Origin of the sequence: Snodgrassella sp. ESL0324, assembly GCF_013344955.1 — a bacterium.
GTDB classification, from domain to species: Bacteria; Pseudomonadota; Gammaproteobacteria; order Burkholderiales; family Neisseriaceae; genus Snodgrassella; species Snodgrassella alvi.
In genome coordinates, this window is sequence record NZ_JAAEDS010000012.1 from 329,411 (window position 1) to 355,852 (window position 26,442).

The following is a 26,442-nucleotide window of genomic DNA, read 5'->3' on the forward strand; positions in this document are numbered from 1 at the left end:
GCTATTAAATAGTGGCTTGTCTACAAAGTCAATTAATAATATTTAAATTGTTTATAATCAAATTTTTTCAAACAAAAATTTAATGTAATCACACAGCACCTGTATCAAATTCGATATCTGAGAAACCGGCAAAATTAAATTTTAGCAATGTAATGCTTTTAAGAAAATTTTCTGCATAAACATGCTCAATCACAGATAATCCAAATTATTTATTATTTTCTGCCCAGACTAATAAATGTCAAAAGATTGACAGTACCCAACACTATATTAAGACAATTCAGAGCAAGAAATAAAAAAACAGAGCAGTATCAGAATATTTATTTATCTGAATATCTACTCTGTTTTCAGTATCACTACTCTAATTTACTTGTTTTCAAAGGCAGATTTATTCAATCCTGAAGTAATTAAGTTGATTACCATTTGTGCAGAATTACCGGCAGCCTGTTGCAGAAACTGATCAAAGCTGACAGAAGCATTTGCATCACCATTATCTGAAATAGCACGAATAATCACAAAAGGGATATTAAGCTGATAGCAAGTTTGCGCAATGGCAGCGGCTTCCATTTCTACAGCCACAACATCAGAAAATTTTTCTTTAATCAATTGATTTTGTTCAGCAGTACCAACAAACTGATCACCACTGACAATTAAACCAGTATAGATTTCTGCACCTGTAAATACGTGTGCGGCTTTTCTGGCTGCATCAGCAAGATACTGGTTAGCGTTAAATCGTGCCGGTAATTGTGGTACCTGCCCCGGCACATAACCAAAAACAGTTACATCAACATCATGATGAGCTATTTCGCAACCTACAACAACGTCGCCAATCTGAATACCGGCTTTCAAACCACCGGCACTACCAGTATTGATAACATAATCAGGTGTAAATCTTTCAATTATTACTGCTGTTGTCAGCGCCGCATTGACTTTACCAATACCACTCAGTGCAAGTATCACTGGTACGCCTTTAATTTCACCCTGATGAAAATGAACAGCACCAGCCTGACTATCCTGCCGGTTATCCAGTTGTTCAAGCAGGTAATCCAGCTCAGGCTGCATAGCCGCAATAATGGCAATTAAAGGTTTTTGCATAATTGAAACTTTATTCTGTAATAGAATCAAACAGAATAGCATAATCTTATTTTATTCACCACATGGATGTAATGCACAACAATTTAATGATTAACAGATGAATTATTTGAACAAAACAACCAATGCGGATTCAGATTCCGCCAACTCAGAATAAAGACAATTGCGTCTGTTTCCTCAATAATTGAGTCAGAGCTGTACCTAATCCACTATGCCGCTGCTGGTTATTTTTTATACCTTGTACTAGCTGTTTAGACGCACCGCAAAAAGTAAACTGTTTTCTGGCTCTGGTTAATGCGGTATACAAAAGAGAACGGTTAAACAACGAATCATCAGCTGCTGCGCGCAACTGCGGGGCCAGCAACCAGACATCATCATATTCTGATCCCTGACTTTTATGTACCGTAATGGCAAAAGCTGCCTCATGCTGTGGTAAGCGGCTGAGGGAAATTGAACGATAATTTGTCCCTTCAGCAAAATAAGCGAGTAAATGCCCACTATTATTCTGTTCAGGAAGAATCACGCCGATATCACCATTAAACAAACCCACACTATAATCATTCTGAGTAATCAGAATCGGCATACCAGCAAACCAGCTATCTGTATTCTGATGTAACTGAGTCCGTAAATAGCTTCGGTATTGCTGATTAAATGCTTCTGCATCAGTACGCCATGCAGTCAGCACCATAATATCGGTAAGATGGCTGAATACTTGAGTAATATTATTTTCAGCCACTGCCTGCCACCATAGCTGTTGCTGTGAATATAATTTGCGACACAGTACTTGTATATCAAATTGGTGCAGTTGTAACTGCTCCGGAAAACTGTTTACTGCATTAAGTGCAGCCGTCGCGTCACCGTTGATACAAGCGGAGGCCAGAGCGCCAATACCCTGTGTCGCATCAAACCGGTAACTGTGAGTTAAAGTTGCAACATATTGAGCCATACCGGCATTATCGCTGACAGGAGGCAAAGACTGTTCGGGCAATAAAGCCGTTAGCTGTTTTTTCAGTTCAGAAGACAGTACTGTCGGCTGTGATAATTCAGCCAGCACATTTCCTGCACCTACAGCAGGCAGCTGATTAGCATCTCCCAGCAAAATGATACGAACATCAGGCTTTAAAGCACGCAACAGTGCACGAAATAGTGACAAATCCAGCATCGAGGATTCATCCACTACCAGTATATCAACCGGTAAAGGATGTTCTGCATCAAATGGTCCTGTTAATAATGGAGGCTGTAACTGTAACAGGCGGTGAACCGTCTGACCTGATAAATCCGCCAGCAATTGCCTGCTGTCATCAGATAATGGCAGTTTATCCAATGCACGTTGTAAAGCACTGGCCATATGTGCCGCAGCTTTGCCAGTTGGAGCTACCAGTGCAATTTGCGGCGGACGTGATAAATGCCAGGTATGTTTCAGCAATAAACCCAGTATTTTGGCTACAGTAGTCGTTTTACCTGTTCCGGGCCCGCCATTAATCACTACAAAATGCTGAATAAGAGCCAGTGCCGCAGCAAAACGTTGCTGGGTACTGTCGGCATCAGGAAACCAGTCCGCCAGATCAGCAGCTACATCCATATTCAAATGAACAGGCGGAATACTGGCCAATGCCAGCATAGACTCGGCTATATCCTGCTCAAGCTGCCACATTCTTCCTAAAAATAAATGATTGCTTTGCAAAATAAATGGCGTATAAGTACCAGCAGCTCCAACAAGAATTCTGCATTTACGAAGCGCCTCCGAATGCTGTCGGGGAACAATAATATAACTGTCTCCACGATTCAGCGCCCATAACAGTTTATCTGCCCATGGCTGAATAATTTCCCACTCATGCCGGGCAACCACCCGAAGCACATGCTCAATTGCAGCGAGCGCAGGATGTGCAGACTGTTCCTGAGTTTCTGACGGATTGATAGCTTCAGCCATATTTAATCAATCAATACAACCTATACATTCATACATCAACGAACATTGAATGGTACTAATTTACCATCTGTTACTGTCAATACTTCATCAAAACGCTGAGCAAGCTCATCATCATGGGTAACAACTACCAGACTTGTATTCAGTTCATGTTGTAAATCCAGCATCATATCCAGTACATTGCCGGCATTTTTCCGATCTAGATTGCCTGTAGGTTCATCAGCCAATATACAGGCGGGATGAGTTACCAGTGCACGGGCAATAGCAGCCCGTTGCCGCTCACCGCCGGACAATTCACCGGGGCGGTGGCTCATACGCTGCTTAAGCCCTACTTTATCCAGCATTTCCTTAGCACGTTCTTCTGCCTGAGCCTTTGATATGCGCCCAATCAGTAAAGGCATCATTACATTTTCCAGCGCAGTAAACTCTGGCAACAAATGATGAAATTGATAAACAAAACCCAGATACTGGTTACGCAACTGACCTATGGCTTTCTGCCCAAGACGGGTAATATCTTGTCCCATCAGACGTATAGTACCGCTACTGGGTGTATCTAGTCCGCCAAGTAAATGCAGCAAAGTAGATTTTCCACTCCCGGACGCACCAACTATACTCACACTTTGACCGCATCTGACTTTGAAATCTAAATCATCCAGTACAGATACCTGTAAATGTCCGTCATCATAAGTTTTGCTGACATGCTCACATTCAAGAACATATTCTGGTTTATTCATAGCGCAGAGCCTCCGCCGGCTGAGTTTTGGCGGCACGCCAGCTTGGATATAAAGTAGCAACGAAAGCCAGTAATAATGAAATAACAGCAATCATACACACATCAGAAAATTCCACATCTGAAGGCAGATAGCTTACAAAATACACTTGTGAAGGAATCAGGTGCTTACCAGTCAAATGTTCAAAAAAGGCAACGATCCGGCCAATATTCAGTCCGAGTGTTACACCAAAAAATACACCAAAAAATGTACCGAAGAATCCGGCTATGGCACCCTGAATCATAAAAATACGCATGACGCCGCCCGGCGAAAGTCCGAGGGTGCGCAATATAGCAATATCAGCCTGTTTTTCAGTAACCGCCATGACTAAAGAAGAAACCAGATTAAAGGCAGCTACAGCAATGATTAATAACAGGATAATAAACATCATCCGTTTTTCCATCTGCACTGCATCAAAATAACTGCGATTTTGAAAAGTCCAGTCGCGAATCCAGATTTCATTGTGAAGCTTTGCCGGCACAATATTTTGAATGACAGACGGTGCATTCTGCGGATCAGCCAGCTTTAAACGCAATCCGCTTACATTATTTCCCAGCCGGTACAATTTCTGTGCATCAGTAATATGAGCTAAAGCAAGTGTATTATCCACTTCATAGATTTTGGTTTTAATTACACCTACTAATGTAAACTGCTTCAGCCGTGGCACCATACCTGCCGGCGTAACATTGCCATCTGGGGTGATAACGGTTATCTTATCTCCGATATTGGCACCCAGTGCATCGGCTAAATCTTTTCCCAGAAGAATACCAAACTCACCCGCCTTAAGATCTGCAAACCCATTTTTGGGCATACCCTGACCATAATCTGCAACTTTACCCTCCAGTGCCGGATCTATTCCGCGTATTTGCACACCACGAACTTCGCCGGCATTAGCAAGCAAAGCCTGATCAGCCACATAAGGAGCTGAGCCCAGTACTTGCGGATTACCTTTAACAAGCTTCTGCAAATCCTGCCAGTGCTGGTCCAGACTATTTTCATAAAATCCCATTTCAGCATGAGGAGCAACACTCAAAAGCTGATTGCGGATTTCTTTTTGGAAACCATTCATAACAGATAAAACAACAATTAATGTTGTCACTCCTAATGCAATACCAACTATTGATACTGCTGTAATGAATGACATAAACCCATTACGTTTTCTGGCACGTAAATAACGTAAACCAATCCATGTTTCCAGAGATGCCATGAGTACTGTATTTCAATAGAAAAAACAGATTGTACCTGAGCGCAGCAAACAAAGTCATGCTTATACAGCAAATACCTGATTATTAATATTTGTAAAAAATTAATTTTTATCTTTTCAGCACGTTAAATAACATGCAGAACCAATCCTAATTATGCTCTGTTGATAATATCTAGTTCAATAATGAAAACCGCAAAGCCGGATGTGGCTCGTATAAATCAGTAAGCAGTACAAACTGTTTAATATAAGAGTGGTAGTGAACAATCTCACTCATAGTCAAAGAAGTATTTAAAACTGACCCAAAACAAATTATTTACCCGATTTAACCCGCTTAATTTGATAAACATCAATGCAATATATTATATATATGTCATTGTAATATATAACCCTTTTGCTTAATAGATGATTATTAGCGTTTACGCTACCATATATTTAAGTCTTTTTATCCCGTTCTGATGAACTCGTATCAAAATATGAACAAGCTATCTTCGCCCCTTTTCAATCCGCTGACGTTACCGAATGGTACTGTATTAAAAAACCGTTTAGTTATGGCTCCTATGACAACCTGCTGTGGTTTTTATGATGGAACTGTAACAGATAATCTGATTGATTATTATCATGAACGTGCAGGCAGTATTGGCACAGTAATTGTTGAATGTGCTTATGTTGATACTTTAGGACCGGCTTTTCCGGGAGCAATAGGCATTCATAATGATGATTGTATCGAAGGTCTGAGCCTGTTAGCCACAGCCATAAAAGAGCGTGGTTCCAAAGCTGTTATACAAATCTATCATGGCGGGCGAATGGTTGAGCCGCAATTAATCGGCGGTCAGACACCTGTCGGCCCCAGTGCAATTGCTATTCCGCGTCCGAATGCAACGGTTCCTGTAGCAATGACAGCCGGTGAAGTTGAAGATATGATTGAGAAATTCGGCGAAGCTGTCAGGCGCGCAATTGCCGCGGGTTTTGACGGAATCGAAATACATGGCGCCAATACTTATCTTATCCAACAGTTTTTTTCACCACACGCCAATCAGCGCCAGGATAAATGGGGCGGCAGCCGCGAAAACCGCGCCCGCTTCCCGCTCGCCATACTTGAAATCAGCCGGCAAATGGCTAAAAAATATGCTTCTAATGAATTTATTATCGGTTACCGGTTTTCACCGGAAGAACTCGAAGTGCCGGGCATTACTTTTGACGATTCATTATTCCTGCTAGACAAACTCGCTCAAATTGGTCTGGACTATATACATTTTTCTATGGCTGCAACACTGCGACCATCCATCATTGACAGCAATGATGAAACACCATTAATTGATAAATACATACAATTACGCTCTGCCGTACTGGCTAAGATACCGGTTATCGGCGTCGGTAATGTCGTGAATAAAACTGATGCAGAAACAGCAATGGCACATGGCTATGATCTCATCGCTACAGGGCGCGCCTGTGTGGCCTATCCTGACTGGGCTGAACGCATTCAGAAACATAATGATTTACAGCTATCCATGAACAGCGATCAGCGTACTAACCTGAACATTCCTGAGCCATTATGGCGCTTTCCGCTTATTCATAGCATGGTAAGAGAAATCAATACCAGAAAATTCCATGCCGGCACCTATCAGCAAACTGTCAGCGACGATTTTGATAACCAATTTGTCATAAATGTAGAACTGGGGCAAGACTTTATCAAAGATTTGTCTTTAGTGAATGCCGAAAAACTGGATCATGTTTCTGTACGTAATTTCAATGAAATTAAAGAACGGATTCTGGCAGCCAATAGCCCTTATGTAGATGCAATCAGTGGCGCTACTTCACAATGTGATGCATTTAAAAAAGCTGTAACTAAAGCCATTTCAACCTCATATAAAGTAGCGACAATTGTAGAAGGCGGTGATGCTAATGATAAATCCTGTGACGTAGTCGTCGTCGGAAGCGGCGGTGCCGGACTGGCCGCAGCTATTGAAGCATATGATAAAGGGGTATCAGTCATTATTATTGAAAAAATGCCGGTTATCGGTGGCAATACCAACAAAGCATCCGCAGGTATGAATGCGGCTGAAACCCGCTTTCAGCAACAGGCAGGAATTACCGACCATAAAGAATGGTTTTATAACGAAACCCTAAAAGGCGGTAAAAATAAAAATAACCCGCAATTATTACACTACTTTGTCGAGCATGCTCCCACTGCAATAGACTGGCTGGATGAAAAAGGAATCCGGTTAAATAACCTGACTACCACAGGCGGTATGAGTGTAGACCGCACTCATCGTCCCGATAATGGTGCAGCAGTCGGCGGTTTTCTGATTAGCGGTCTGCTGAAAAATATTAATGACCGCGGGATAGAGGTAATGCTGGAAACCTCTGTAACGGATATTGAAATGAAGGACGGGCACATTAACGCAGTAATCGTGCGCGACGAAGAAGGAAATGAACAACGCATCAGCACCAAAGCAATCATTATCGCAACCGGTGGCTTTGGAGCCAATGCACAAATGGTCACCCATTACCGCCCTGATTTAGCTGATTTTGTCACCACCAATCATAAAGGAGCAACCGGTTCAGGCATTGCTTTATTACAAAAAATTGGTGCCGGCACTGTTGATATGAACGAAATACAGATTCATCCCACAGTAGAGCAAAATACTGCTTATCTGATATCAGAATCCATCCGTGGCGGAGGTGCTATTCTGATATCGCAAAAAGGCAAACGCTTTGTCAATGAGCTGGACACACGTGACAAAGTATCCAACAGCATCATTGCCCTTTCTGAACATTATGCCTATATATTATTTGATGAACAGATTTGTGCTGAAAATAAAGCAGCAGAAACCTATATCAGCAAAGGATTGGCGGTAAAAGCTGGCTCACTAGCTGAACTTGCAGAAAAGCTGAATATTAATCCGGATTCTCTCATTACCACAGTAGAGCGCTACAATCATTTTGTAAAACAGCAGCATGATGAAGATTTCGGGCGTACTACCGGCATGCGTCACCAGTTGAACCAGCCATTCTTTTACGCTATCCGCATTGCACCGGGCATTCACCACACTATGGGTGGTGTAACCATCAATACGAAAACAGAAGTTCTTGATACTCATGCAGAGATCATTAAAGGTGCTTATGCCGCGGGTGAAGTTGCCGGTGGTGTACATGGAGGCAACCGCATTGGAGGGAACGCCATTGCCGATATCATTATTTTTGGTATTCAGGCCGGTGATCAGGCTGCTGCATATGCTAAAAATCATTAATTACTGATAAATGCCTCATCACTTATGTCTGGTACAAGTTACACCTATAGCCAACAGCTAATGGGGACAACGGTTTCCCTGAAACTGTTTGTTGAAAACCTAACCGCAGTCTCTGCCGTTTTTAATGCTATAGAGCAACTGGAAGCCCGGTTAACGGTAAACCGCTACCATTCAGAGGTGATGAGCATTAACCATGCTGCCGGCAAACAGCCGGTAGCAGTAAGCAAACTGGTTTTTGATTTAATTAGTCAGGCCAAAGCAGCCAGCCTGTTACCTGAAAGCAAGTTTAATCTGGCAATTGGACCGTTGGTGAAATTATGGAAAATAGGTTTTAACGGACACAGTATTCCAGAAAAAGATGAAATAGCCCGTAGACTAACATTGACTAACCCGCATCACATTGAGCTGAACCGGACAAATCAAACTGTATATCTGGCTAAAGCTGGTATGGAAATTGATTTAGGAGCCATTGCCAAAGGCTATATTGCGGACATTATCAAATTGCTCTTAGCTCAATATAACATTTTTCAGGCAATTATCAATTGCGGAGGTAATGTACTAACAATCGGCTACTCACCAATTACTGCTGACAAGCAATGGCATATTGGTTTGAAACGCCCTTTTGCTGAGGCAAACAATTTGCTCGGAATCATACATGTCGAAGACAAATCAGTAGTCACTTCCGGCATTTATGAACGCTATTTCATTTCTAACGACCAGCTATATCATCACATCCTAGATCCGCACACCGGCTATCCTCTGAACAATGAGTTGCACAGTGTAACCATCATTTCTGATAACTCATTAACAGGAGATATTTATTCAACTATTTTTTATGGCTTAGGTATCAGACAAGGTTTGAATGAACTGAAAAAAAAGCAAAATATCGGAGTCATATTCGTAACACGGAATAAAAAAATAATCATTCAATCCAATCAGCATTTCACATTTGAATTAACAGCAGATGATTATCAGCTCATCAGCTATTCTTAACTGCATTAACCAAACAAATACCTTTTTATGATAATTTGCATCTTCCAGACCAGCAAAATCAGAATGTATATTTGTCTATGGATTCAGCATTTCTTCCAATACTTCAATCAGCCTTTGCTGCTGTTGCTGTGTTCCGATACTGATTCGTAAAAAATTATTGATTCTTTCCTGAGGAAAATGCCGAACCACTACTCCATGCCGACGTAACTCAGCAGAAATTTCCACAGCTGTTTTATGTTTATGACTTGCAAAGACAAAATTGGCCTGCGAAGGTAAAACCTCAAATCCGAGCTGAGACAGATGTTTAGTCAGCCAGATACGGTTTTCAATAACTTTAGCACAAGTTGAACGAAAATAATTTTCATCTTCGAATGCCGCAATAGCGCCAGCTTGTGCTAAACGATCAAGCGGATAAGAATTAAAACTGTTTTTAACCCGCTCAAGTCCTTCAATCAGCTCTGCTTGCCCTAGTGCAAGACCAATCCGCATACCGGCAAGCGAACGAGATTTTGAAAGTGTCTGCACCACAAGCAAATTAGGGTAATCAGCAATCAATGCCACCGCAGACTCACCGCCAAAGTCAATATAAGCCTCATCTACCAGTACCACACAGTCCGGATTGGCTTGTAATATCTGCTCAACCTGAGCCAGCGGCAAAATACATCCGGTAGGTGCATTCGGATTAGGAAAAACAACTCCGGCCTGAGCACCATAATAATCGGCCGGATTAATAGTGAAGTGCTCATCAAGCGGGATATAACGGGCCTCAACATCATATAACTGACAATAGACCGGATAAAAACTATAACTGATATCAGGTAATAATAATTGTTGTTTTCCCTGAAAAAAAGCAGCAAATGCCTGAGCCAGTACTTCGTCCGAACCATTACCCACAAAAATCTGCTCTCTGGACAAACCATAATAATCAGCAATGGTCTGTTTTAATCTATCTGCATTCGGATCAGGATATAAACGCAAATCTCCTGTAGCAGCCTGCATTGCTTTTAATACCAACGGAGAAGTCGGAAATGGATTTTCATTGGTATTCAGTTTAACCAGATTAGCTATTTTGGGCTGCTCTCCGGGTACATAAGGTTGCAGCTGTTTGGTTTTCTCACTCCAGAATTTACTCATTCTCTCTCCAGCCTGAATAAAATATTCAGTATTAAAATCTCAGATCTGACATTCATATCAACAATTATCATATTGAGCAAATCATGCTATTACAGGACCATTATTATACTTATGACATATTAACAAAGATTCAGCACTGAGGGTACTGAATTGCTCGGCTGATAAATAATCCAGCTTTTTAGCAATAAGTATACGATATGTTTTTTCATTCAGACCACATACAAATAACATTTTTTCCTGCTGATGCAATCTGCGGGCAAGAGCTTGTAAATGAAAAAATACAGTTACATCAGCATGACAGCCTGCACTCATATCCAGATATATTTTTTTAACATCCAGCGTATTAATAAGAAGATAGCTTTTATTCAGCAGCGTGCTGACATTAGCAAACAATAATATCTGCGGTAAAATGATAACTGCTTCTTGCGCAATAATCTGAACTTCAGGCAATAAAACCGGCCAGGCATGCATCCGGAGTGAATACCAGCACATTACTATCAGAGCAAAAGAAATCACCAGCCACAAACCCGTACAGACACCAAACAGAATAATAAGTATTGCAGATATACACAGCCACAATAAATCGCTCCATTGCCCGCAATATAAACGTAATTCACACCAGTTAATCTGAACACAAATAACATATAACGCAATTACTGCCAGCACAGGTAATGGTACATATGCCAGCCATGACCAGCAAAAAATCAGTGCCATAAGCAATAACATTGCTATCAGCGTATTACGCTTAATCCTGAGAACCTCATCGGCTATGTAGCCTAAACTGATTACCATACCTCCGGTAAATGCTGTTAGAATATTACTAAAACCAACCAGGCCAACATTACGCCTGAACTGATTAGATAAATACTGACAACTTTCCATATATATTAACAGTGCTATTGTGGCACTTAAAAAAAATAATAATGGCCAGTCAGCATGTATGGGATTCATAAATGGCCAGAGCTGCACATTTTGCTGAACCGGAGTAGCAATTCCGACTAGCGCAAACGGCCATATATAACTGAGAATCCATACCAGTAATAATACCCATAAAGCCTTGGGCTGAGTTTTGCTTCTCCATAACACCAGCAAGGCAAATGATAAACCGGCCAAAACCACACTTGGCCAGTTCCAGCTTTGCCAATTAATCAGCAGTTCCCACATTCCCTGCCATGAACTATTATTGGCCTGCACACCTAAAATGACCGGAAAAAGCATGACAATCAAGGTCAGCGTCATACCCAAACCAATACCATGCCAGACTGGCCGTGCAATCCAGTTCAGACAATGTTTGGGTAATATCAGTGACATCAATATTAACCAGCCACCGGTAAACAGCGTAAGTAAACTGGCCACAGCGATACGTTCACTGACTACACCTGCATAATAGGCTATTGCCGCCATCAGCATTAGTGCGGAAAAAGGTGATGGTGTTAATAATATTTTTTTACTACCGCCCAAAAGCAGACTGCATAACAAAGCACACATCACACCTGCAATTGCCATAGATACAGGTAAACCGGCAATACCAGCACAGGCAAGAGCCATTGGCAGGACATATCCCAATAATTTCCAGCCAGAAGAAAACCACGCCAATGGAGACTGTTTTGTGCTCATCAGTTTCAAGGTATTATCCTTTTGTCTATGTCAACAGGATTTATCTAAAGCAGTCGAGCAAGAATTTTGAGCTGAGTTTTGCAAGTGATGATGAAGATCGCGTGCTGTCTGCCATGCCTGATCAGTGTTTTCAGCCAGAACAGTAAAATGTCCCATTTTACGGCCGGGTCTCACCTGTTTTTTACCATACAGATGTAAACTGGCAGTTTTATGATTCAGAACAGCATTCCAGTCCGGTTCGCCGTTTTCAGGCCAGACATCACCAAGAATATTCGCCATACAGCAGGGCTTTAATAAATCTGAAGCTGCCGGAGGCAAACCACACATTAATCGTACCTGCTGCTGAAACTGATCAGAAATACAGGCATCTAAAGTGTAATGACCTGAATTATGCGGACGGGGAGCAATTTCATTAACAATCAACTGCATATCATTGCCTACAACAAACATCTCAACTGCCAGTACCCCTTGATAATTCATGGCCTGAGCCAGCTTAAAAGCCATATTTTCAGCCTGCTTTAATATAGCCTGAGGTAGCCTTGCCGGTACTAATGAGTACGCCAGAATACCATTTTTATGCTGATTTTCTGCGGGCGGAAAACATACTGCATACTGATTATTCAGACGGGCAACCACTACTGATATTTCAGCACGTAAATCTACTTTTTTTTCCAGCACACAGCGCACATGCTGCAATTGAGTAAAAGCTTCACGCAATTCAGCGATAGAATCAACTGTTTTCTGTCCTTTTCCGTCATAACCCAGAGTGGCTGTTTTCAGAATACCCGGTAACAATTTTTTCAGAGAATCATTAATATCAGATTCCGTGCTGATAACATCATAAGGCACGGTAACCAGACCGGCGCGGTCAATCCATTCTTTTTCCTGCTGCCTGTCCTGAGCAATCGCAACACAATCTCCCGAGGGCGATACAACCGTATATTGTGCCAGCCAGCGCATTGAATCAGCACTTACATTTTCAAATTCAGTTGTAACAGCAGCACATTTGGCCATATGCTGCAAAGCATCAGCATCATCGAATGCAGAACACAAATGTCTGTCAGCAAACTGTGCTGCTGGCGCATTCGGATCAGGATCCAGAACCGTTACCTGATAACCCATTGTCTTAGCAGCTACCGTAAACATTGCACCCAGCTGGCCGCCACCCAGAATACCCAGCATCGCCGGCGGCAGAATACAGGAAGAAAAACGAGACATAGTGGTATTAAATTACCTTACCAAGAATATAAATAAAATTAGCTGAAATCAAAATTCCTGCAGTAAAAGTCATCTGTATGAAATCGCTTTTTCTCATACATATTCGTTATATTTTTACCTGATAAATCAGATTAATAGCTTAATTACTACTTCTTTAACAGCTATTATTCCACCAGTGAAACCACTGAAACAGGCAAAGTTTACACAGGCACAACATAAATAAAACTAATGTCCGTATTTATGATTATGAATATAAAAACAAATTTTTCAATAAATTTAAAGCAATTTCATTAAGCATTATCTTAACATAATAAAATATAACATTACATAAACATGTAGAATTACATTAAAGTCAAAAGTTATCTACTTTTACCAAATTTATCAATTAAACAAAATATTACAAACATAGATTCGCATTATAAAATATAACAATATTTTTTATTGGATATATTTATTATATTAACAAATCTGTAAACAGATTTAATGAAACTGCTGACTTTTATCATTACTGCAAGGCCGCAATTGTAAATGTCCTTGGGAACTATCCACACATAAATTACTGTTTCTGTCACGAATCTGCCTGCCTGTAAGCAACCAGTTATTGTTCCTGTCCGGTTCACAGAAAACTGTCCCCACTGAATGATTTTTCACCGCCAGACAACGATTATTCAGCCATACCTGCCCCTGATGAAAATAAAAAGCCTCGCTGATTTCACCGCCTGCACAGGAATCGAGTGCTACCGACTGCCAGACCGAAGCCATGCCGTCATTACGCAGACAGCCATGGCTTACCGGCCGTAAACTAATACTGGATGCCATAGGATAAACCGGCGGATACGGAAGTGCAGCAGGATAAACCGGCGTATCCGTATAAATCACTGTTGCACCGGCAGGAGCATCAATATGTACCGTTTTATTAATGGTTGTAGTTGATGAAACGGGTAAATCGACATAAACATGACGTTCGCCACGTCCTGAATGGTAGATAACAGCGGCCTCAGCTACAGAAAATAACCAATCTGACAAACTCAATACACCAAAAACCAAAAATAATTGTATAGCCCGAATCATTTTTATCTCCCGCAAATTGACCTTTTGATTAACGATGCCGAATTTCCCAGCATTGATGAATACGAGTATTGCGAAAATCTTCAGGTATTGTTTTTCTGGAAATATTATTTACATCATAACGTTGTTCCAGAACCGGATTTAAAGTAAAACTACGCAGATTATTTGAAAAATACAAACTACCCTGTTTCGATAATAAACGCATTGCACCATCTATCAGTTTTTCCTGATCCCGCTGAATATCCAGAATATCCAGCATTTTCTTACTATTTGAGAAACTTGGCGGATCCATTACAATCAAATCAAACTGTTTGTGATCTTCAACAGCTTTCTGCAAATATTGAAATACATCAGCACGAACAATCTGATGAGCCTGCATATCCAGCCCGTTCAATTCAAAATTTCGTTGTGCCCATTGCAGATAAGTATTCGAAAGGTCTACAGTTTCGCTGAATAATGCACCGCCAGTTGCAGCATATACTGAAAAACTGCCTGTATAAGCAAACAAATTCAAAAAACGTTTTCCCGCCGCTATATTGCCTATTTTCTGGCGGGTATTACGATGATCAAGAAATAAACCTGTATCCAGATATTTATCCAGATTCACCCAAAATGCACGCCCATGCTCATGAATTACAAAATCCGTACCCGTAATACCAGTTTTTTCATACTGATCTTTACCTTTTTGCCTTTGTCTTTTTTTCACATGAATATGTTCTTTAGGCAGACCAGTCACAAATAAAACAGCCTCCACTACCTCAGACAACCATTTTTCATAGTCTGTCTTATGCATCAGCCAGCCCGTATCATATTCTTGTAAATGTACATGATCGGCATAAATGTCAGCAGCAAATGGATACTGCGGAATATCCCGGTCATACATACGCCATGCCTCTAAATCCTGACGTTGCGCCCATTTACGTAAATGCTTAATATTTTTACCCAGACGATTGACAAAAGCACCAATATCTTCACTCATAAATAAAATTTTACATTTCTGCAATAAATACACTAACAGTCACATTGTAACGGAAAAAACCACAGAACCCTTCGCACATTTACATATACAGATATAATAGTGCTCTTGCTTAAAAAGACCATATCTCTTATAATTAAAAAGATAATATTTGAAACCATCGTTTGCAACCTTATTAAATACAGCGAATTCATTATTACTTTAATAGTTTTGTAATGCCGCTCACCCAACACCCGCAGCAATGCGTACGTTGTCTGGTTGTTGTCGATGTATAAAATACCTGAACACACACACTTACGACAACCAATTGCTATCTTTCCTTTATTATTTTCTTTTTGGCTTAAGCTAGCAACAGTTCCCTGTAATCTAATTTCACATCAATAAACTAGATTATCACGTTTGGTTGCTCGTTTAACCAAAGGAAAATCATGACATTGTCTTTTTCAGATTTAAAACTAGACAAACAGCTTACCAATGCACTCACTGCTGCCGGCTACGAAAATCCAACACCAGTACAACTTGAATCTATTCCGGCAGTTCTGGATAACCAGGATTTAATGGTTTCCGCCCAAACCGGTTCTGGAAAAACAGCCGCATTTTTATTACCAACACTGCAAAAACTGCTCAAACGCAGTGAAAAATCAGGCAAAGGCCCGCGGGCTCTGGTATTAACACCCACACGCGAACTTGCTCAACAGGTAGAAAAAAACGCTCAGATTTATGGTAAAAACATGCCTTGGCTGCGCACAGTAACGTTGGTAGGCGGTACAGCTTTCGGTCAGCAAATCCGTGCATTATCCCGTCCGATTGATCTTATTGTAGCTACTCCGGGACGTCTGATGGATCACATGCGTCAGGGACGCATTGATTTTAGCCGGCTGGAAGTACTTATTCTGGATGAAGCAGACAGAATGCTGGATATGGGTTTTATTGATGATATTGAGACCATAGTTGCCGCAACTCCTGCTAAACGTCAGACCCTGTTATTTTCAGCAACCTGGGATGGCATGGTAGGTAAACTTGCCGAAAAATTAACACATCAGCCGCAAAAAATCGATATTGCCCGGGAAGAAAAACAAGGCAAAATTGATGAAAAACTGTATTACTGTGATGACATCCGGCATAAAAACCGTCTGCTTGATCATCTGTTGCGTGATACCAGTATCGATCAGGCAGTAATATTTACTGCCACCAAAGCTATGTCTGAACAGCTGGCTGATGAACTGTATGAAAAAGGTTTTTCGGCTAACTGTCTGCATGGCGATATGCCACAAGGCTGGCGTAACCGTACATTAATGGATTTACGCAAAGGCCGGATTAAAATACTGGTGGCTACTGATGTTGCCGCCCGTGGTATTGATGTACCAACCATTACACATGTCATTAATTATGATTTACCTAAGCAGGCTGAAGACTATGTACATCGCATCGGTCGTACAGGCCGTGCTGGCCGAACCGGTCTGGCCATTACTTTTGCTGAAGTAAACGAGTACATTAAAGTACATAAAATTGAACGCTACCTAAACCGCAAATTACCTGAGCAAACTATTGCCGGCATGGAACCGACACGTAAGCGTGCCGGTAAGATAGCGAATAAAGGTCGCCGCTCCTATGGTAATCACAATAAAAATGGTAACTGGAATGCAAACCGCCGTCAGTCTGGCGAACAGCAACCAAACCGTTCCCGCCAGAACAATCCGGCTGCCCGTCAGAGAAACAGCCAGCCAAACAGACGTAGTAATAGCCAACCCAAGCAATAAGCTCACTTTATCGTAATAAAAGGTCAGGCTACTGATATTCAGACCTGACCTTTTAACAATTTTCTGCGTTTTTTTCTATTTATTATTTCCTCTCAATTTAAAGACAGACATACATCGCTGTCTTGCAATATTCTGTTATATCTTATATATTGTTTAATGAACTAATAAATTATTACGTTAAAAACAATATCCGAACTGATAACTGATCTGCATTATTAATTTATCAGTAAACTTATACTTCCAAGTTATAAATGACAACAGTTGGTGCCCCACACCAGCAAGCGAGAAAGGATTTAACTATGCAACATCGTCGTAGATTACAAATTTTTCAGGCAGCTAAACGCGCTGCTTTTTATCAACATACTCAGGCTGTAAATGGCAAAGAGCAAACTCCTGAAAACGAAAAAGCCATTCACAATTTCGAACCTGTTCATCAATAAAATTTCTGCTAATAAAGAGCCCTATCTGTAGAGACAGGGCTCTTTTTATATATGCTCTTTTTAATTCAAACTTTAAATAATATTTTCGGAAAAGTTATTACCAGTATCAAATACCTATAAACTCATTACATTTTATTTATAATAAAATTTAAAATATAAAAAGATTGCAGCAATGTGGATTCTTTTCGGCTGAATTTGTTTTAATTCAATTATTAAGTACAGATTCAATTATTATAAATCGGTATGAAAATAATTTTTAATCAGTTATTAATTAGTATATTTAACCACATTAAATTAAATAAATTTTTATAAATCAAACGATTGCCAATACAGTAAATATTATTATATCTTAGTCCTAAAATTGAATATTTCTGCGCTAAAATAAAAATATTAAATTTCTCTGCACCTGCATTCATTTTGTAAATGACTTTAGTTCGACCAGATAGACATTTTTATCTTTTATATACCGTCCCACAATTTCAACCTTTTCAGGATTAAGCCCCAAGGGCGATATGAATTATCAACAGCTGTACCAGTCACTATAGAATAGATTCAACTACCCTTACTACAATATTGCTTTTTTAGACAATTAATTTTATGATAATTGATTAATATTAATGATTTTTTCAATTTAATATACCCTACCAACTGTTCAATCATTCATAGATTTAACAGAATAGCCTTATTTAAAATATTAGAATGAAAATAAGCAGAACATTAGAAATAATGATTTACCTGTTTATCAGCATAAAGACTATTTTTTGTCTGAGAGTATTGGAAATCAGAAAAATATTTGGAGAAATAATTTTTGTATATCGTTTATCCCAAACGATTATATAATCCCAATGATCTTCTATTCATAGATAAAGATAGATACGTTTTTTTACGCTCTTAACTGATTTGATATTTACTCAATTATCTGATTTCTGATAACTATAAATAAAATATAATGCAAACAAATATATTCTATCGATACAAATAAATAACCTCGCTGAATTTTTTATACATCAGTTCGAATTGAAGCATAACAATTAATAACCAGACTGATTAAATACCCAACTTGAATGATTAAAACTAACCCAGATATATAATTAATCTTTATTGTTAGACTTCACCAATATTATTCATAAATAAATCCTGATTTTTAACTGAAAACCTCATACATGCCAATATAATATAAAAATTTACTTAATTAAATTTGATATTGCACATTTAATCCTTACTAGTCTCACTGCCTGATTTGTGCGAAAATTCAATTTATTTATTGGGCGAACTACCATGTTAGACAGAGAAGGTTATCGCCCCAATGTCGGGATAATCATTACTAACGACCGTAACGAAGTTTTTTGGGGCAAGCGTGTACATGAACACTCTTGGCAGTTTCCGCAAGGCGGTATTAAGCCGGGTGAAAGCCCGGAAGCCGCCATGTATCGTGAGCTCATGGAAGAAGTCGGCCTGCTGCCGCATCATGTCAAAATAATCGGACGCACCCGGGACTGGTTACGTTATGATGTACCTACACATTGGATCAAACGCGAATGGCGGGGTTCTTATAAAGGCCAAAAACAGATCTGGTATTTGCTGCGCCTAACCGGACGGGAAAGTGATGTTCATCTGCGAGCAACCCATCATCCTGAATTTGATGCATGGCGCTGGCACCAATACTGGGCCCCTGTTGATGAAGTTATTGAATTCAAAAGAAATGTCTATCTGAATGCATTACACGAGCTTTCACGCTTTTTACACGAACTGCCCAGCTGGACTGAATTTGTTCAAACTCGACAAAATCATGATGATAAATACTCACTGGCAGAATGATTGCCTGTGAATATTTCTGTATTGAAGATTCCGCCAAAATTCTGAATCTGAAACAAATTACCGAAAAAATAAATTTTTTACGGTAATTTGTTTTATATTGCGATTAATACTTATCTAAAAATAAATTATGAGCAAATCCACAACTTATGATGAATCCAGTGTCACCGTTCTGAAGGGTCTGGCACCGGTTAAAGAACGCCCTGGGATGTATACCAGAACGGATAGCCCTACTCATATCATTCAGGAAGTAATTGATAATGCCGCAGACGAAGCTCTGGGCGGCTATGCACAAAATATCGATGTTACTCTGAATCCCGATGGATCCGTTACTGTCAGAGACAATGGTCGCGGCATTCCCACCGGATTACACCCAACCGAAAAAGTCCCCGTAGTTGAACTGGTTTTCACCCAACTTCATGCTGGTGGTAAATTCAATAAAAAAAGCGGCGACGGTGCTTATGCTTTTTCAGGTGGCTTACATGGTGTAGGCGTTTCCGTGACTAATGCACTGTCTTCCCGGCTCGAAGTTACTGTTAAAAGAGCCGGAAATATTTACCATATTGCCTTTGCTGGTGGTGACGTCATTCAACCTTTGGCTGTAACCGGCAAATGCGCCGTTAAAGACAGTGGTACCGAAGTTCGTATCTGGCCTGACGGACATTACTTCGATAATCCGCAATACAATCTGCCGGAATTGGAACGCAATTTACGTGCTAAAGCTGTTTTATTACCCGGCGTGAATGTTACCCTTACCCGCTACCAGAATGCTACGGATGAAGCTCAGACACAAAACTGGCATTATCCGAATGGCCTGAAAAGTTATTTACTTGACTTACTCTCAGACAGCCAGACTGCCACCCCTATTTTCTCCAGTGAAAATTATTTAAACTCAAATCATGGAACTGATTTTAATCAGGGTGAAGGCGCAGCTTTCGCTCTGACATGGCTGGAAGACGGTCATACACCAAGTGAAAGCTACGTTAATCTAATTCCTACCGCGTTAGGCGGCACTCATGAAGCCGGGCTGAAACAGGCAGTTTTTCATGCTGTAAACAACTTTATCAATCATCATAATTTACTTCCGCGTGGCGTAAAACTACAGTCAGACGATGTTTTTTCACGCGTCGCCTTCGTTCTCTCAGCACGGTTGCTCGACCCTCAGTTTCAAGGGCAGACAAAAGACAAATTAACCAGTCGTGATGCACTCAAACTGGTAGCCGCAGTATGTAGTGATCCATTAGAACTCTGGTTAAACCAGAATATCGACACAGGTAAAAAAATAGCTGAGCTGGCTATTAGCCAAGCACAGGCACGAATGCGCTCAACTAAAAAAATTGAAAAGAAAAAAGGCTCTGGCGTAGCTGTTTTACCAGGCAAACTTACAGACTGTGAAAGTGAAGACATCCGCGAAAATGAATTGTTTCTGGTAGAAGGTGATTCAGCCGGCGGCTCAGCTAAACTGGCACGGGATAAAAATACTCAGGCAATTCTTCCATTGCGCGGTAAAGTTTTAAACAGTTTTGAAATTCATCGCGACCAATTATTTGGTAATGCAGAAATACATGATATTTCTGTTGCCATCGGAGTAGACCCCCACGGTAGAAACGATAATCCTGATTTATCTGGCTTACGCTATGGAAAAATAGCCATTTTATCAGATGCCGATGTTGATGGTGCTCATATACAGGTTCTATTGCTTACCTTGTTTTATACCCATTTTCCGCGACTGATAGAGGCCGGACACATTTATGTTGCCCAACCACCACTTTTTCGTATAGATGTAAATGCACAGGGTAAAAGCAAACCTGCACGCAAAATTTATGCTCAGGATGAGGCAGAACTGGAAAGCATTAAAGACAGATTGCAACTAGAAAAAAGTACTTATCACATAAATCGCTTTAAAGGTTTAGGCGAAATGAATCCTGATCAGCTCAAGGATACTACCATGAATCCGGATACACGCCGTCTGTTGCAAGTACATATTCCCGATGAAGAAAACAGTGAAACCCGAAATATTTTTATCAAATTAATGGGAAAAGGTGAAGCAGCTTCCAGAAGAGTATGGATGGAAGCTGAAGGAGATAAAGTAGAAGCCGATATTTAAAATTAATCTAACAAACAGGTTGTTTATCATATTAAGAACAACCTGTTTAAATTAATTTATATATTAAACAACAAAGTAAACATAATTAACATTATCAAACTATAAAAGCATTAATTTCACTTAATTGTCTTTTTAATAAATAACATTAATTTAAATTTGTAAAATATATAAGCAAACTTACAACACACTATTAATTTATATATTAATATACACTAAAAAAGTAAGATTTTATTATTTAAAACAATTCATTTACCATTAAGTTATGCATAGAATTAAACATATATTCGCAGTCTCAATAGCATATAAAATATAAAAAATGAGATAACATTTGATAAATATCAAACTTTAGCTAAGTTGACCGGATTATATTACGCAATCTCCTATTCAAAATGCTATAATTTCATTTACATTTCAATAGAATTCAATAAACTGTAACAATAGTTTTCATTGCTCTGAATAATTATAGATAAGCAAGAAAACTAAAGAAATGTAAATAAAATAGAAAACTTAAATAAAGATAATTAATAAAATTTAATAACATTTTTTTGCAAAAAAATTCACCCATCTTTATAATTGACAAAGTTACAGTCAATTTAAGAGGAATTTTCATGAAATATGATTTCATCGAAGGCGTATTGAAAACCCTGAACAGTACACCCGACATTACATCTTCAGCAGTTATCTCAACCGATGGTTTGCCAATTGCTTCAGCTTTGCAGAGTGGCATGGATGAAGACCGTATCGGTGCAATGGCTGCAGCATTACTGTCTCTGGGTAATCGTTCTGCAAAAGAAGTATTAAAAGGTACTCTGGACAACACCATTATTCACACTGATAAAGGCTACATGCTGCTGTTTCAGGCCTCTGAAGCTATTCTGTTAACCATTACTACCACTCATGAAGCCAAATTAGGTCTGATTCTGTTTGAAGCTAAACGGGCATTGAAAGAATTAGCTGACCATTTTGGTTAATAATCAATTTGCTTGATCTGAAATATGCAATGCTATTTAAATACCCGCTCATGCAAATTTGAAATTAACACGTTTTATTACAGTTTATAATACTGTAAAAATAAGCTTTAAAATCAGGCACCACCCTTATATCCGGATATTTTCTGAATTCTGACTAAATTGCTGTTAGTCAAACCTAAAGAAAACTAAAGCTTAAACTGAATTTATTGCATGAAAGGGCGTTTAAATGTTTTATAACTATATTGAAACGCATCGCATATATGTATTGGGTAATATTTAAAAATCCCGATTGTATGCATTTCCAGAAATTTATATTAGCAGTAAATTTATTAAAGCAGAAAGAATAAATTACTGTAAAAACATAAAAAATCTGAAATGCATTTCTATTAAGCACACACTCATTCTTTATCAGATTAAACCAAAATTGAAGGACAGATAAATATGGATATGAGTCGTTGGATTCAGCCAAAGCCTGAAGGTGAATTTTCAGAGTATAAAATTAAGCATTATCAGCAAGACGGAGAATCAACAGTATATGTAACTCATCAGGAATTTCCTTATCCTGATGGTGCTTTAATTGTATCACGTACAGATCTTAACGGTATTATCACGCATGCCAATGACGTCTTTGTTGATATCAGTGGCTGGACACGTGATGAAATTATTGGTGCTCCACACTGTTTGTTACGTCATCCTGACATGCCCAAAGCTCCATTTGCCGATATGTGGGAAACCTTGCAAAGAGGGGAACGCTGGTACGGTTATGTTAAAAACTTACGAAAAGATGGCGGCCATTACTGGGTATACGCCACTGTAATTCCGAACTTACGTCAAGGCAAAGTGATTGGCTATAGCTCAATTCGTCGCAAACCAAGCCGTGAACGTGTTAACGAAATGAGTGCCAAGTATGTAGAAATGCTGAAAACTGAACAGGAAGGAAAATAATATGCTGAGTTTAATGGTTGTACCCGATTATTTGCCTGATCAGTTCAGCACCTGGTATTTGCTCAATAATTACCTGCAAAAGAAAAGCGATCAGAATATTTCTCTGATTATGCCTCCTTCATTTGATGAAGTAAAAGCACAGCAAGATAAAGAAAAAGTCTCTATGCTTTTTGTTAATCCGTTTGCTGCCGGTAATTATGTACGTGAACAAGGTTATTTACCACTGGTTAAACCTAAAAATCAACCAGATGAGATTGTAATTGTTACTGCTGCTGATTCAGAAATTAATGCTATTGAAGAGCTCAAAGGTACTGTTGAACTGGCTCTTTCCAATAATGAAGATGCCAACTTTATTGGTTTGCGTTTGCTTGAACCTGCTAATCTGAACGATGATGAGCTGGTTATCAATCGTAAAGATAACTTCCTCATGGTAGCTTCCAGCGTTATCCGCCAGCAGGCAAAAATTGGCATTATTCAAGCTGAAGTATATGACAGCTTTAACTCTGTAACCAAAGATCAGTTAAAAGTATTACTGAAAAGCCGGATTAATGAAGTATCTCATGTCATGTTATATCATAAAGATATAGCTGATAAAGTAGAGCCATTGAGAGAGATATTATGCAAAATGGCAGACGATTCTGATGGCGCTACTATTGTTAAAGCATTGAGTTTTCCAGAAGGCTTTATCGGATTATCTGAAGAAGATATGGAATTCATGATTGATGTTGTAGACACATTACGTATGTAAGTCTATAACTGCATTCTAGGCCGTGTTAGCTTTATTAAACTAACACGGTTTATTTTATGTCTAACCTTTTTCTTTTATATAAACAGAGTAGATATTATCCATGTACAACATATATCAATTTTTTTGAGATTTATTCAATACTTTTTCATTTTTAAATTATCCGCCTTTATCTAAAATTTTTTTACAAACCGGATACTAAAAGCAAGCTTGTACTAACCAGCATTTGCAATAATAAATTTATCTAACATTCATAATGATATATATACAATGACTATTATTTAATATATCTGAATATTTTGTTTTTTACGCTAAATTTATAATAATTACTTTGTATGTTTGTTAGTTTTTTCCATTGTAGTGAAGCAATGTGTCTTATGATAATTAAGTTTAACAGATGTAAATAAAAGTTATACCGAAAGTTATTTATATACTGGCATTTTTCTCCAGACTTATATACAAGCTTAAATATAATTCAGAAAAAATAAAATAATATCTATCCTATTATCCAAATATTATAAACAAACTCAACAAACCTATGTTTTATAAAATTACTTATCAGAATTTGATAATGCATGCCTGCTCCGTATTATTAATCTGCCATAATAAAACATATATCAAACCTAGAACATAAACACTTTTTATATACATTTATTATCTTAAAATTATGAATATAACAAATATATTTTCATAAATTTATGCTTTTATATTAACAAAATGATGCATCACATGAGTCTGTTATAATAAATGAATCCATTATTGATAAACAGCAATTATGGCTACTATTAACGACAGTAAACCCTCACGCTTTTTGCCCATTTTGTTGGCAATAGCCATTTTTATGCAACAGCTGGATGCTACTATCCTGAATACTGCTCTGCCCTCAATGGCTGCCGATCTGGGGCAGTCGCCGCTTAATATGCAATCTGCAATTATTGCCTATGCGCTAACTCTAGCAATAATGATGCCTCTGTCTGGTTTTCTGTCGGATAAATTAGGAACACGTAAACTTTTTATGGGTTCTATGGTCATATTTATTATCGGATCTGTACTATGTGCTGCAAGTAATAATCTTGCTTTGCTGGTACTGGCCAGAATCATTCAGGGTTTGGGTGGCGCAATGTTAACACCTGTAGCCCGTTTAACCATGATGCAGGCCTACGACCGCTCTAAACTCATAACTGTTATGAATTATGCCATTATGCCGGCATTGATCGGCCCAGTACTGGGGCCGATTATTGGTGGCTATCTTGTGGTATATACCAGCTGGCACTGGATATTTTTGCTTAATGTACCGATAGGGTTATTAGGATTACTGGTTACCTGGTATATCATGCCCAATTTTAACCGTCCGGCAAATTACTTTGATGGATTAGGTTTCTTTCTGTTTTCGGCATCTGCTTTTTGCATGACGCTTACTTTTGAAACCATGTCACATGCTAACAATATTTTATTTGGCTGTATGATGGCTATTGCAGGTATTGGCGCTTTATTTGCCTATCTTGCTCATGCACGTCAGAACAACCGTGCTTTGTATCCTCCGCATTTAATTCTGGTGCGTACATTTCGTCTGGGGCTGGCAGGTAACTTAGTAAGCCGCCTTGGCATGAGCGCCCTGCCTTTATTATTGCCTTTATTATTTCAGGTTGCTTTTAACTATGATGCGGTAAATTCAGGCTGGCTGCTGATGCCTCTTGCTTTGGCGGCTATATTTGCCAAACCTTTTCTAAAACCTTTAATGAATCATTTTGGTTATCGTAATACCCTCTCATGGAATACACGTATTATCGGTATACTGATTATGTCACTCGCTTTAATCAGTGCCAGTACACCGCAATGGTTGATATTATTACATCTGTGTATTTTGGGCGCCTGCAACTCTTTGCAATTTACTGGTATGAATACCATTACACTGGCTGATTTACGCCCTAATCAAGTTAGTAGCGGCACTAGTCTGATGGCTGTTAACCAGCAACTGGCATTAAGTTTCGGCATAGCAATTGGCGCATTACTTTTGCAATCTTTTAGTCGTGCCAGCTTTATCAATCACAATATTACTACCGCCTTTCGCATTACTTTTATTATTCTCGGCGTGTTCACTCTGCTTTCAAGCTGGATATTTGCCCGTCTGCATTCAACTGATGGTGCTAATCTGCTTTCAAAGGAAAAAGCATAGATTAACAATTTTCTGAATTCTGACAAAAAAATTACTTATCTGCCTGATATAGTTATTAAGTCAAAGGATAATATCAAACTAAAAGTAATTTTTAATACAAAACTAATACCATTCAGAATTACAAATAATTAAACTTTTCCATGTAATTTATAGTACTCATTAATTAAAGTAGAACTTACTATTTAAAATTATTATTTTAAATTTATAAAAAAAGCTGCCAATATTTTCGGCAGCCT

At 39.1% G+C, this 26,442-nt stretch carries 19 protein-coding genes; 10 read left to right on the top strand and 9 right to left on the bottom strand.

Annotated elements, in window-relative coordinates:
• Window positions 1–363: 363 nt before the first annotated feature.
• The 4 genes from GYY70_RS03685 to GYY70_RS03700 form a co-directional block, all read right to left on the bottom strand.
• Entirely contained in the window at window positions 364–1,092 is a 729-nt protein-coding gene (locus GYY70_RS03685; RefSeq protein WP_084551613.1) for a 5'-methylthioadenosine/adenosylhomocysteine nucleosidase, read from the bottom strand.
• Window positions 1,093–1,237: 145 nt separating this feature from the next.
• Window positions 1,238–3,019 carry an exodeoxyribonuclease V subunit alpha gene (recD, locus tag GYY70_RS03690; RefSeq protein ID WP_174831324.1) on the bottom strand — a complete coding sequence of 594 codons (1,782 nt, stop codon included), beginning with the start codon at window positions 3,017–3,019 and terminating at the stop codon, window positions 1,238–1,240.
• Between the two features lie 35 nt (window positions 3,020–3,054).
• On the bottom strand, window positions 3,055–3,750 hold the full coding sequence (lolD, locus tag GYY70_RS03695; RefSeq protein WP_174831325.1) for a lipoprotein-releasing ABC transporter ATP-binding protein LolD: 696 nt from the start codon (window positions 3,748–3,750) through the stop codon (window positions 3,055–3,057).
• A complete protein-coding gene (locus GYY70_RS03700; protein ID WP_174831326.1) occupies window positions 3,743–4,993 on the bottom strand; it encodes a lipoprotein-releasing ABC transporter permease subunit in 1,251 nt (416 codons plus the stop codon). The genes lolD and GYY70_RS03700 overlap by 8 nt, the downstream gene beginning before the upstream one ends.
• A gap of 470 nt (window positions 4,994–5,463) precedes the next feature.
• Here GYY70_RS03700 and GYY70_RS03705 point away from each other — a divergent pair, with 470 nt between their 5' ends.
• Together GYY70_RS03705 and GYY70_RS03710 are read left to right on the top strand one after the other, a co-directional pair.
• Window positions 5,464–8,241, top strand: a complete 2,778-nt coding sequence (locus GYY70_RS03705) for a flavocytochrome c (protein WP_174831327.1) — start codon at window positions 5,464–5,466, stop codon at window positions 8,239–8,241.
• Between the two features lie 24 nt (window positions 8,242–8,265).
• A complete protein-coding gene (locus GYY70_RS03710; RefSeq protein WP_174831328.1) occupies window positions 8,266–9,234 on the top strand; it encodes an FAD:protein FMN transferase in 969 nt (322 codons plus the stop codon).
• Window positions 9,235–9,309: 75 nt separating this feature from the next.
• Here the strand turns inward: GYY70_RS03710 and hisC are convergent, their stop codons facing one another.
• The 5 genes from hisC to GYY70_RS03735 form a co-directional block, all read right to left on the bottom strand.
• Window positions 9,310–10,368, bottom strand: a complete 1,059-nt coding sequence (gene hisC, locus GYY70_RS03715) for a histidinol-phosphate transaminase (RefSeq protein ID WP_174831329.1) — start codon at window positions 10,366–10,368, stop codon at window positions 9,310–9,312.
• 81 nt (window positions 10,369–10,449) lie between these two features.
• On the bottom strand, window positions 10,450–11,985 hold the full coding sequence (locus GYY70_RS03720; protein WP_174831330.1) for a SulP family inorganic anion transporter: 1,536 nt from the start codon (window positions 11,983–11,985) through the stop codon (window positions 10,450–10,452).
• A 30-nt stretch (window positions 11,986–12,015) separates the two neighbouring features.
• Window positions 12,016–13,203 carry a 5-(carboxyamino)imidazole ribonucleotide synthase gene (locus GYY70_RS03725; RefSeq protein ID WP_174831331.1) on the bottom strand — a complete coding sequence of 396 codons (1,188 nt, stop codon included), beginning with the start codon at window positions 13,201–13,203 and terminating at the stop codon, window positions 12,016–12,018.
• 480 nt (window positions 13,204–13,683) lie between these two features.
• The gene (locus tag GYY70_RS12320; protein ID WP_174831332.1) at window positions 13,684–14,274 is read right to left on the bottom strand and encodes a ricin-type beta-trefoil lectin domain protein; all 591 of its coding nucleotides are present in this window, start codon (window positions 14,272–14,274) and stop codon (window positions 13,684–13,686) included.
• A gap of 28 nt (window positions 14,275–14,302) precedes the next feature.
• Window positions 14,303–15,250: a class I SAM-dependent methyltransferase gene (locus tag GYY70_RS03735; protein ID WP_174831333.1), complete on the bottom strand. Its 948-nt coding sequence runs from the start codon at window positions 15,248–15,250 to the stop codon at window positions 14,303–14,305.
• A 425-nt stretch (window positions 15,251–15,675) separates the two neighbouring features.
• On the opposite strand from GYY70_RS03735, the gene GYY70_RS03740 reads away from it, so the two are divergent.
• The 8 genes from GYY70_RS03740 to GYY70_RS03775 all read left to right on the top strand — a co-directional run bounded on the left by GYY70_RS03740 (window position 15,676) and on the right by GYY70_RS03775 (window position 26,206).
• On the top strand, window positions 15,676–17,007 hold the full coding sequence (locus GYY70_RS03740; RefSeq protein WP_174831334.1) for a DEAD/DEAH box helicase: 1,332 nt from the start codon (window positions 15,676–15,678) through the stop codon (window positions 17,005–17,007).
• A gap of 299 nt (window positions 17,008–17,306) precedes the next feature.
• Window positions 17,307–17,447: a hypothetical protein gene (locus GYY70_RS03745; protein ID WP_157785008.1), complete on the top strand. Its 141-nt coding sequence runs from the start codon at window positions 17,307–17,309 to the stop codon at window positions 17,445–17,447.
• A gap of 1,278 nt (window positions 17,448–18,725) precedes the next feature.
• Window positions 18,726–19,265, top strand: a complete 540-nt coding sequence (locus GYY70_RS03750; RefSeq protein WP_037394009.1) for an RNA pyrophosphohydrolase — start codon at window positions 18,726–18,728, stop codon at window positions 19,263–19,265.
• Between the two features lie 127 nt (window positions 19,266–19,392).
• On the top strand, window positions 19,393–21,369 hold the full coding sequence (locus GYY70_RS03755) for a DNA topoisomerase IV subunit B (protein WP_174831335.1): 1,977 nt from the start codon (window positions 19,393–19,395) through the stop codon (window positions 21,367–21,369).
• A gap of 608 nt (window positions 21,370–21,977) precedes the next feature.
• On the top strand, window positions 21,978–22,340 hold the full coding sequence (locus tag GYY70_RS03760) for a roadblock/LC7 domain-containing protein (protein ID WP_025330457.1): 363 nt from the start codon (window positions 21,978–21,980) through the stop codon (window positions 22,338–22,340).
• 441 nt (window positions 22,341–22,781) lie between these two features.
• Window positions 22,782–23,285, top strand: coding sequence for a PAS domain-containing protein (locus GYY70_RS03765; RefSeq protein WP_238791804.1), 504 nt, complete (start codon window positions 22,782–22,784; stop codon window positions 23,283–23,285).
• 1 nt (window position 23,286) lies between these two features.
• Window positions 23,287–24,033, top strand: coding sequence for a phosphate/phosphite/phosphonate ABC transporter substrate-binding protein (locus tag GYY70_RS03770; RefSeq protein WP_174831336.1), 747 nt, complete (start codon window positions 23,287–23,289; stop codon window positions 24,031–24,033).
• Window positions 24,034–24,805: 772 nt separating this feature from the next.
• Window positions 24,806–26,206: a DHA2 family efflux MFS transporter permease subunit gene (locus tag GYY70_RS03775; protein ID WP_174831337.1), complete on the top strand. Its 1,401-nt coding sequence runs from the start codon at window positions 24,806–24,808 to the stop codon at window positions 26,204–26,206.
• Window positions 26,207–26,442 lie beyond the last annotated feature (236 nt).

Bases quoted from the DNA above. Each gene is read 5' to 3' on its own strand.
- GYY70_RS03685 (WP_084551613.1), bottom strand. From the start codon at position 1,092: ATGCAAAAACCTTTAATTGCCATTATTGCGGCTATGCAGCCTGAGCTG.
- recD (WP_174831324.1), bottom strand. From the start codon at position 3,019: ATGGCTGAAGCTATCAATCCGTCAGAAACTCAGGAACAGTCTGCACAT.
- lolD (WP_174831325.1), bottom strand. From the start codon at position 3,750: ATGAATAAACCAGAATATGTTCTTGAATGTGAGCATGTCAGCAAAACT.
- GYY70_RS03700 (WP_174831326.1), bottom strand. From the start codon at position 4,993: ATGGCATCTCTGGAAACATGGATTGGTTTACGTTATTTACGTGCCAGA.
- GYY70_RS03705 (WP_174831327.1), top strand. From the start codon at position 5,464: ATGAACAAGCTATCTTCGCCCCTTTTCAATCCGCTGACGTTACCGAAT.
- GYY70_RS03710 (WP_174831328.1), top strand. From the start codon at position 8,266: ATGTCTGGTACAAGTTACACCTATAGCCAACAGCTAATGGGGACAACG.
- hisC (WP_174831329.1), bottom strand. From the start codon at position 10,368: ATGAGTAAATTCTGGAGTGAGAAAACCAAACAGCTGCAACCTTATGTA.
- GYY70_RS03720 (WP_174831330.1), bottom strand. From the start codon at position 11,985: ATGAGCACAAAACAGTCTCCATTGGCGTGGTTTTCTTCTGGCTGGAAA.
- GYY70_RS03725 (WP_174831331.1), bottom strand. From the start codon at position 13,203: ATGTCTCGTTTTTCTTCCTGTATTCTGCCGCCGGCGATGCTGGGTATT.
- GYY70_RS12320 (WP_174831332.1), bottom strand. From the start codon at position 14,274: ATGATTCGGGCTATACAATTATTTTTGGTTTTTGGTGTATTGAGTTTG.
- GYY70_RS03735 (WP_174831333.1), bottom strand. From the start codon at position 15,250: ATGAGTGAAGATATTGGTGCTTTTGTCAATCGTCTGGGTAAAAATATT.
- GYY70_RS03740 (WP_174831334.1), top strand. From the start codon at position 15,676: ATGACATTGTCTTTTTCAGATTTAAAACTAGACAAACAGCTTACCAAT.
- GYY70_RS03745 (WP_157785008.1), top strand. From the start codon at position 17,307: ATGCAACATCGTCGTAGATTACAAATTTTTCAGGCAGCTAAACGCGCT.
- GYY70_RS03750 (WP_037394009.1), top strand. From the start codon at position 18,726: ATGTTAGACAGAGAAGGTTATCGCCCCAATGTCGGGATAATCATTACT.
- GYY70_RS03755 (WP_174831335.1), top strand. From the start codon at position 19,393: ATGAGCAAATCCACAACTTATGATGAATCCAGTGTCACCGTTCTGAAG.
- GYY70_RS03760 (WP_025330457.1), top strand. From the start codon at position 21,978: ATGAAATATGATTTCATCGAAGGCGTATTGAAAACCCTGAACAGTACA.
- GYY70_RS03765 (WP_238791804.1), top strand. From the start codon at position 22,782: ATGGATATGAGTCGTTGGATTCAGCCAAAGCCTGAAGGTGAATTTTCA.
- GYY70_RS03770 (WP_174831336.1), top strand. From the start codon at position 23,287: ATGCTGAGTTTAATGGTTGTACCCGATTATTTGCCTGATCAGTTCAGC.
- GYY70_RS03775 (WP_174831337.1), top strand. From the start codon at position 24,806: ATGGCTACTATTAACGACAGTAAACCCTCACGCTTTTTGCCCATTTTG.